The organism is Vibrio sp. 10N.222.55.C6 (genome assembly GCF_041473395.1).
Taxonomy (GTDB): domain Bacteria; phylum Pseudomonadota; class Gammaproteobacteria; order Enterobacterales; family Vibrionaceae; genus Vibrio; species Vibrio crassostreae_C.
Genome location: NZ_JBFRSD010000344.1, coordinates 1 through 364, shown reverse-complemented (window position 1 = coordinate 364; position 364 = coordinate 1). Strand labels below are relative to the sequence as shown.

Genomic DNA, 364 nt, shown 5'->3' with positions numbered 1-364 from the left:
CAGCACAGTGCCCGCAGGCGCTATATACTGCCAATACATATCACCATCCGCATTGATGTTCCCCTTCGGCACTTCAAGATAGTGTGGAGAATCAATCAATACTTTTTTATAAACCTCATCATTGGTTGTGATAAAGAGCTCGGCCGCAGCCCAGTATCGCTCATCACTCAATTCGATATCATCATACGGCCCAGAGCCTGTGAAGTTGTCGTAAGCATAGATATCTTGATGTTGATTTGCGGCGTTCCACGCTTTGATCGCTGAATCCAAACATAACTGTGAGAAATCACTGTCGATATCTTTCCAAATACGTGCGCACTGAGCACCGATTGCCGCCAGATTCAATGAAGCCGCAGTAGTAGGA

1 protein-coding gene is annotated in these 364 nt (G+C 46.2%); it reads right to left on the bottom strand.

The window, feature by feature from the left end; translation table 11 throughout:
* Nucleotides 1–364 (bottom strand): glycoside hydrolase family 9 protein (locus AB4486_RS24035; protein WP_372119122.1); only part of this gene is annotated, 364 nt, incomplete at both ends.